The organism is Paenibacillus agricola (assembly GCF_011440305.1).
In the GTDB taxonomy this organism is placed as follows: Bacteria; Bacillota; Bacilli; order Paenibacillales; family NBRC-103111; genus Paenibacillus_S; species Paenibacillus_S agricola.
This window is the reverse complement of sequence record NZ_JAAOIW010000024.1, coordinates 88657-95782: the sequence shown is the minus strand read 5'-3', so window position 1 is coordinate 95782 and position 7126 is coordinate 88657. Positions and strand designations below refer to the sequence as shown.

Genomic DNA, 7126 nt, shown 5'->3' with positions numbered 1-7126 from the left:
AGTACCGTCCTTATACAAAAGCTTCTCAACAAATCGGCTCTTTGTTGGCTTATGTTCCAAATTTCCCCTGTAAGGGGTATCAATTTGCAATGTTTTTTTGGAGTTCATTTTATCTCCCCTTTATAAGAGCCCCAGGTTAACCTGAGGCTTTATACCATTTTTTTATTTTGTCGCCAACTCTTTATTACCTCTGCTCTCAATATTTTTAAGAGTGACATCCGCTGCTTGGCTGGCATACCAAAATTTATCCATTTCTTCCGTTATGATCGCATTCACCTTAATGTTACTGATTAAAGTACGAGGATCCGCCTCAGCGTCTCTGATATATGGAACCAATTCAATGAAACCCTCTGGATGGACTTTGGTATTAAACCATTTTTTAATTCCCTCCTGAGTATAAAGCGATTTACGGTTGGGCATCCACAGACCCGAGCTAATCAGATCGGTTTGATATTCCTCTGATGAAAGGTAACTGATCAATTTCCAAGCTTCCTTTGGATGCTTTGTGTTTTTCCATGCGGAATGCACGTGAGCTTGCCCGATGGTTACCGCTTTCTTGAACTGCGGAAGCGCAGCTACCCCAACAGGGAATTTCATTGTTGCAATCTCTTGCAATGCCCAGGAACCCGTCACTAGCATCCCGATCTTTCCGCTTTGAAGCATTTGTGCGGGTTTCATCCCAATGTTTTCAAGTAATTTGGCTTCCGGTGCCACTCCATCATTTTTACGCATATCAAGAATTGCCTGAAAGGCTGTTTTGTTTTCCGATGTATTGATAGCCATTGTATTTCCATCATTAGCAAAGAGCTTCCCACCGTTTGAGGACATTTCCGGAATGACAACTCCAAAATCCTCAAATCCATAAGCTCCGTATTGGGTAACCTTACCTCCATCCATAATGGTCAGCTTCTTGGCAACATCTACGAACTGTTGCCAAGTCCATGCTTTCGCAGGATCGACCGGCGGATAAGGGAGACCTGCTTTATCAAACACGTCCTTGTTGTAGTAAAGTACTGGAGAAACCGTACAGCTGCTTACACCGTAAATACCTCCTTTTATCTCCATGATTTGTGCAGAAGAAGGAATGAATTCATCTAACTTGTATTCAAGCTTAAATTGAGGTGTAAGGTCAAGAAGCACATTACGTTCCTGGAAAGAACGGTATTCTCTAGCGCCTAAGAAAAATACGTCGGGGGCTGCGTTTCCAGCCAGCATCGTGAGAAGCTTTGAAACATATTGCGTACCGCCTGGAACAGGAGTATATTCAACTTTGATGTTCGGATTTTTCTTCATAAAATTTTCTATACCTTTTTTTACACTATCCGTTTCTAAAGGGCTTGCTTCCCACCCCATAAACTGCAGGTTCACAACCTCATTACTAGTATTTTTTGCTTGTTCTTTAGAGGATGGCTGCTCAGATGCCGGTAGTGAGCCTGAACATGCGGACAGCAGCAGCGACAGCACCAACGTGTTACCGATCACTAATCTTGATTTTCTCATTGACTAAACCCCTCTCGTTAAATTCATGATTCCTTTGCTTGAAAGCAAATGGCATTCCATGCCAGATCAGATTGATTCCCTCCCTATTGTCGCCAGTTATGATAGCGTTTTCATAAGTAAAGTATAGCGTAGGAATCATCTCTTGTCGGTAGTCCAAAAAAAATATTAGGTGTATTATATTGACTTCTTCCTTCCTTTAGAATATTTTATAGTTAGATTGGAAATCTTACGAATTTAGGTGATGGCATGCAGTTTTTTAAAGCCAATATCGCTAATCCTGTTGAGTTTATATCAGGCGGCCAATTTGTTTCAGAGATTCCATGGATACATACTAAACGTAATATTGATAGTTTTGAAATCATCATTGGCGTCAATAAGACGCTTTATATCCAGATGGAAGATATTCAATATGAAGTAAAGCCCGGAACTGTTCTATTGCTGCCGTCAGGTTGTACGCACCATGGTTATATCGAAAGTGAAGGAACCTTATCATTTTATTGGTTTCATTTCCATTTTCCTGTAGGTTATAAGCTGATAGATGCAGAGAGCATGGATGGAGACGTATCTATCTTCCGCATGGATCCCGATTCACGCCAAAATATTGCCGATATCTATATCCCGCTCTTTTCTGCACCACCCGGTATAGAAAGGGTCAATATTTTGTTCCATCAGCTTATGCATGCTGTGAATTCGAACTATTACACGAAATACAGCGGTTATTACCTGTTAACTTCTCTGCTTATCGAGCTTTCTGAACAGACGATTACGAATTTCTATATGCCGCGAAAAAAGTCGGGAAAAGATTATAACCTGGAAAAAATTATGGAATGGACCCGCATCCATGCTACGGAAGACATTACTGTAGCCATGATCGCAAAGAAGTTTAATTATAATAAAGATTACCTATCCCGTTTTTTCAAGCAGAGAACAGGCATAAATTTGCAGGAATATATTCACCGCCAAAAAATATCAAAAGCGAAAGACCTGCTCTCTCGAAGTATGCAAAGCATCAAAGATGTGTCTTTGGCCATAGGAATCGGCGACGATAAATATTTCATGAAATTATTTAAGAAATACGAAAACATGACTCCTACAGAGTTTAGGCAGGCATTCACTAAAATGCATATGAACAATAGATAGCAGGGTAGTCAATTCCTAACAAAGGGTAGACAAAACTGATATTTTTATAATAGCTCGGTCGGCTGACCGACTATTTATATTTATGAGAATTCGTTCGGAAATGTACATGCCTTCGTCAGGAGCTCACAGGCACAGTTTGTGCGACACTTATCTACTCGGATAGTATTTACGGTTCCTAGTAAAGCCACATTTATCCTGCTTTTGGCTAGCTATATGAAGTTCGTGTTCCTCAGACCGGAGATTTGCCACCGGCTTACTCCAGATTCCACCTCGCGATGGACACCCTTGCCTTAAGCTATGGTTACTATTGCCTTCACCATTCGGGACTTGAACCCTAGAGATAGCGCCCATGCTGGGCGCACATAAGAAAAAACCATGCCTCATAAACAGTCGCCTCCCCCAAATGATGTTTCACGGAATAGCTGAGTTTTCCTTTTCCGAGTATCGCATGGGTATTGCTGTTTATACGGTATTTTACAGAGATACTGCACTTGTCGATATCTGGAGTAATCCATGCATGTTCTACGAATACGGCCGGACGCTCCTCAATAAATACGTCCTGCCAGATTCCGCTTACACGCGTATACCAGCTACCATGCTTGCCGATCGGAATATCCGAATTATCCTGAGGATCATACTCACGTACCGTGACCGTTTGCTGGTCCTGATCGCTTAAATATTCGGTAATATCGAATTCAAAGGGAGTAAATCCTCCTTCACGCTCGCCAACATAACTGCCGTTCACCCATACCCGGGTCATATAGTCCACTGCGTCAAAGTGAAGAAATTGACGCTTCTTGCGGTCGCGGTCTTGTACCTGAAAGGTGCGGTCATACCACGCTACGCCATAATAATTGACCAGTTCCCCTCCGTCTCTTTGCCATATATGGGGAACTGTACTTCATACCCTGCGGGAAGCCCTTGCTCTTGATCATACCAACTGCCCTTGTCTCCTTGATCCTTGGGGTCAGTCGCAAATGTCCACGTCCCCGCGAGGCTCCATTGCTTTCTCGTAGTCATTTCCTCCACCATTCTAAGCTGTCAAAGCTTGTCTATCCTTTTTTTTCAGTCATCGTAATCCCTTTACTAATATGCTTTTGAAAAATAATGAATACGAGTATGGCCGGAAAGCTTGCCAGCATATTGGCATAGCGGAATCCCGATAGGCAGCGTCATCATTGCCTCGTCACTAATAGCAAGGAACGGCCACAAGAAGTTGTTCCACGAGCTGATGAATGTAAAAATAGCCAGCGCTGACATTGACGATCGTGATAACGGAACGAAAATACTTGAGTAAATGCGGATAAGGCCCGCACCGTCAATTTACGCAGCCACCACCAGTTCATTCGGAATACCGTCGTAAAACTGTTTCAAAATCATAACCCCAAGCGGGGCGGCCAAACTCGGCAAAATAATTGAATGCTTTATTATAATATTAAATCGTGTTTTATTACAAATATTATTGTTTAAATAATATAAAAAAAATAACGCCTGCATTTGCAATGACGTTATCCTTAGCTATTATTTTATACCGGAAGTATTTGCATAGTTTATTTTAAGAATCAGGTCTTGCTCATAATTACCAAAGCGTTTGCCAAACATATTCATGCCTCCAGTGTTCAGCGCGTCTTTTTTCACTCCTAGGCGGACAGAGATAAAAGGCTTCTCGGAAATATTCAGTTTATCAACCGTAACATCAGAGATTCGAGTACCGTCAATAAAGCTGCCTTTATCATTGATCTGCCAACGCTTCAGCAGCCCATACTGCGTATTGTGGGTAGCCCACCAGTCTGGAGTCAGGAAGCCTCTTTTTCCGCCCAGATCCCCGGGGCTTGTCCAAGTTCCGACCTCTACTCCGTTCATCCAGAGCGTAATATCCGATGGCCAATCCAGTTTATGGTACGGTGCTTCAGAACAAACCTCCGCGGATAACTCTATTTTTTCAGTCCGGGCGCCATATGGAACCCTGTTTGGAAACCGGTATTCCAAATATCCGGAACGAAACCATATCAGTTGTGCGTCCTTCCGTCCCGGTTCATAGAAGGAGCGCGGGTCATCTATAATACTGAGAATACTATGTTCCCCTACTAGCCCGCACGTCGGCTCAGCCTCACAGTCGGTGTACTCTCCAATAGGCATATCGAGAATCACATTATTTTCTAACTGGGGTTCAGGTAACTTTAAATTAATGACTATACGGTCGTACTTTTTTGAGTTGACTTTTTGACTGCCACGACCCGGAACTATTTCCGTCGAGATTATACCGGCATCCTCCAGTTTTTTTACATTAACAGCGGCAGTCGAAAATGGGATTTGCAACAACTCTGAAAGTTCGTTCACATTAAGAGGACCTTGGTTAAGTACGTTCAGCATCTGCATCCTGTGCTCGTTGGCCAAAGCTTTGCATATTTCAATTGCTTCTTCTAAAGTAAGTTGTAGGGTTCTCACGTTATCCGCCTCTTTATTACAACAATATTTGTAATAATAATTATAACAGACAAACATTTACTAGTAAATCATAAAGGTTAGAATTAGGCTTGCTCGGCTATAGTTTCCGAAAACAAAAAGAGCCTGCTTCCGACATCAGTCAAAGAAACAGGCTTATGATCTTATGTGCTTTCTTTACGGTACAAAATCGGGTTAAGCGGACTGCCGATCCAGTCTCCCGGCAGCCATTTAGCCAGGTCTAATTTGCGAGCGTTGGTATCCGGCTCCAGCACCCGCTTCTCGTCTGCAACGTAGATGATCGTCATCACCTTCCGGGTGCTCGGCGTTGGATTTCCTCGGCGCTATGAAGCGTCCAAGGGGGATATTCTTGTCGCAAAAAAAACGACAAGAATATCCCCAAAAAATGCAAAAAAACCACTGGTGGTACAAGGCGGTACTGGGCTCCTTCAAAATGTTTAGTTCATTGGTCCAAGTTGCTTACTGTCTACGCTTAGGTGCAGCTTCACCTGCTCCCCCTTGACCAGCTCTATATAGTTTGCGGGTTTCAGAAAGGGCGAATTCGTTTATCAATTTCGGGACCGAACTCATGGAACCATCTCATGATCGTAGTATGAGAAAATCTGTAATCCCCGCTCACCCATCATTTCTACAAGATCTCGATAACTTAAACTATATTTCAAATACCATCTCACGGTTAGTAAAATAATCGTTGATTCATAATGCTTCCATTTAAATAAATCCAATTGCGTTTCCAAAGTAAGTTTCTCCATCCCATGACTTCAATTTCAATTATGTATCATGAATTAAAGCTTTGCACCACAACCTATTACAGAATTAACAAACAGATGGCAAAAATACGAAACGGATCGGCAAAATCTCAGTTGCTCCGTTTCGTATTTTATCAATGACTATTAAAATTTGTAATGGAATTTTGCAAGCCGATTATTGTGCTTTTGTTTGTACTGAAGCCAATGATACACTGCGTGAAAGCACTTGCGGATGGTGAGAGTACAAATGCTTCTCCATCTATATGTTTTTGGGACATCCGGTTCGGTCTTGTCCTGCAAGGTTCAAAAGAAAACATGAAGCTTTCCGCAATTTCTTTGGCGATCAGCGACCTGGGAAAACAATCCAACGGTCGAATGACAATCCCGGCAGCACTGAAATCTTCGTTCACGATCATCTCAGCTGTGACGCTCTTCGGACGATTAAATTTACTTACATAAGGTTTAATCTCTTCAATGCTTTCAAGTCCAGAGACAGGTTCAGGAACATACTGATAACAGCGGATCGGCTCAGGACCCTTGGCCAAAGCGGGAATATGCAGGGGATCCTCTTCCGCAGGCGCGCCATCTCTTAAGTGCATGTTCCTTTGGGCTACCGGCAGCACATACCTACCGCCGCCATGCAGAAATGAACCTGACAGCTGGATATGAAGTCCGTCATCCAACGTTTGGTCGATATCCGACACGTTTATGGTGTTTTCCTCTCTCAATAAAATGGACGAGTTCCATCTGGTCAGAATACTGATTTGTTTTTCAAAAGCAGGGATTTGCGTATATCCTCTGCATAGAACGGTTCCCTCAATCCGCAGCGCTTCTTCATCATAAGTGATAAATACAGACTGTGGACTCGCTATAGAATAAGAACCTGTTCCATGCAGGGTGTATCCTTCACCGGGACTGCCAAATTGCTCCGGGCCGATGGTCGCTGAAGCTGAATAAAATCCGTCGAGCCACCCTGTCCCGCCCCGCTCCTCGAGGTTGATATGTTGCGGATGCACGAGATACCCGTAACTGCGATCCCAGCTTATCTTCGCTCCTGCAACCAAGATATCCCCGATTTCCATGCCTCTGTCAGGCAAAATGGTGATTGTCATCAGCCCGTTGTCTATGACAAGCACCGTTAATTCTACCCCATGCTTGTCTGTAAATACCAGCTTCTCTATGCTTCCTTGTTTCGGCATGCTTATTTTCCCACAATGCTCTAAGTCAGCCAACACAAATTTTCCTGTTTGTAGCATGGAATCCCTCTTTCT

General features: G+C 43.1%; 8 protein-coding genes and 1 pseudogene. 2 read left to right on the top strand and 7 right to left on the bottom strand.

Annotated features, from left to right (window positions below):
- Positions 1–162: 162 nt before the first annotated feature.
- Positions 163–1500 carry an ABC transporter substrate-binding protein gene (locus G9U52_RS35210; protein WP_166156953.1) on the bottom strand — a complete coding sequence of 446 codons (1338 nt, stop codon included), beginning with the start codon at positions 1498–1500 and terminating at the stop codon, positions 163–165.
- A gap of 246 nt (positions 1501–1746) precedes the next feature.
- On the opposite strand from G9U52_RS35210, the gene G9U52_RS35205 reads away from it, so the two are divergent.
- A complete protein-coding gene (locus G9U52_RS35205; RefSeq protein ID WP_166156950.1) occupies positions 1747–2640 on the top strand; it encodes a helix-turn-helix transcriptional regulator in 894 nt (297 codons plus the stop codon).
- Between the two features lie 334 nt (positions 2641–2974).
- Here the strand turns inward: G9U52_RS35205 and G9U52_RS35200 are convergent, their stop codons facing one another.
- Positions 2975–3502 (bottom strand): sugar-binding domain-containing protein, encoded by a 528-nt coding sequence (locus G9U52_RS35200; protein WP_207953404.1) that lies wholly within the window; start codon positions 3500–3502, stop codon positions 2975–2977.
- The gene (locus tag G9U52_RS35195; RefSeq protein WP_166156947.1) at positions 3481–3660 is read right to left on the bottom strand and encodes a hypothetical protein; all 180 of its coding nucleotides are present in this window, start codon (positions 3658–3660) and stop codon (positions 3481–3483) included. The genes G9U52_RS35200 and G9U52_RS35195 overlap by 22 nt, the downstream gene beginning before the upstream one ends.
- Before the next feature lie 112 nt (positions 3661–3772).
- On the opposite strand from G9U52_RS35195, the gene G9U52_RS39555 reads away from it, so the two are divergent.
- On the top strand, positions 3773–3937 hold the full coding sequence (locus tag G9U52_RS39555) for a hypothetical protein (RefSeq protein ID WP_207953401.1): 165 nt from the start codon (positions 3773–3775) through the stop codon (positions 3935–3937).
- Between the two features lie 224 nt (positions 3938–4161).
- Here the strand turns inward: G9U52_RS39555 and G9U52_RS35190 are convergent, their stop codons facing one another.
- The 4 genes and pseudogenes from G9U52_RS35190 to G9U52_RS35175 all read right to left on the bottom strand — a co-directional run bounded on the left by G9U52_RS35190 (position 4162) and on the right by G9U52_RS35175 (position 7111).
- Positions 4162–5088 (bottom strand): ArsR/SmtB family transcription factor, encoded by a 927-nt coding sequence (locus G9U52_RS35190; protein ID WP_311764979.1) that lies wholly within the window; start codon positions 5086–5088, stop codon positions 4162–4164.
- 161 nt (positions 5089–5249) lie between these two features.
- Positions 5250–5393, bottom strand: a complete 144-nt coding sequence (locus tag G9U52_RS35185; RefSeq protein WP_207953400.1) for a hypothetical protein — start codon at positions 5391–5393, stop codon at positions 5250–5252.
- 248 nt (positions 5394–5641) lie between these two features.
- Positions 5642–5858: pseudogene (locus G9U52_RS35180) on the bottom strand (hypothetical protein); the annotation flags it as partial.
- 131 nt (positions 5859–5989) lie between these two features.
- Positions 5990–7111 carry a DUF4432 family protein gene (locus tag G9U52_RS35175; protein WP_166156941.1) on the bottom strand — a complete coding sequence of 374 codons (1122 nt, stop codon included), beginning with the start codon at positions 7109–7111 and terminating at the stop codon, positions 5990–5992.
- Positions 7112–7126: the final 15 nt, after the last annotated feature.